This window comes from Streptomyces sp. NRRL B-1347 (genome assembly GCF_000720325.1).
GTDB lineage: Bacteria > Actinomycetota > Actinomycetes > Streptomycetales > Streptomycetaceae > Streptomyces.
Map to the genome: position 1 here is coordinate 1 of NZ_JOJM01000303.1, position 331 is coordinate 331.

The 331-nt window shown below is 64.7% G+C and carries 1 protein-coding gene; it reads right to left on the reverse strand.

Annotated elements, in window-relative coordinates; all coding sequences use genetic code 11:
* On the reverse strand, window positions 1-215 hold a 215-nt coding region (locus tag IG74_RS0145085; protein ID WP_030689779.1), incomplete at its 3' end, for a type II toxin-antitoxin system RelE family toxin.
* Window positions 216-331 lie beyond the last annotated feature (116 nt).

Here is a 331-nt window from a genome sequence, read left to right on the forward strand (position 1 = left end):
GTCAGCTGCCCTGCGTTGATCTCGTAGGTCACTCGGTAATCACCGATCCGCAGGCGGGCGTAGTCGGGCCCATAAGCGTAACTGCCGGGAGGGCGGGCGTCGAGCGCAAGTGTGGCGACTGCTGCACGGACGTCCTTGACTCCGTCCGGGTCATCGTCTGCGAAGCGGCGCAATGCTTGCAGGGCGTCGATGTGCCAGACAATTGTGTAGTTCACGCGCTGGGCCCCTGCGGCATCTCTTCTTCGCCGTCAAGGATGCGCATGGCCTGGTCGTGGGGGAGCAGGCGCAGGGTGCCGCGTTCCTTTTGGAGCTCGTACCGGGCGATAGCGAG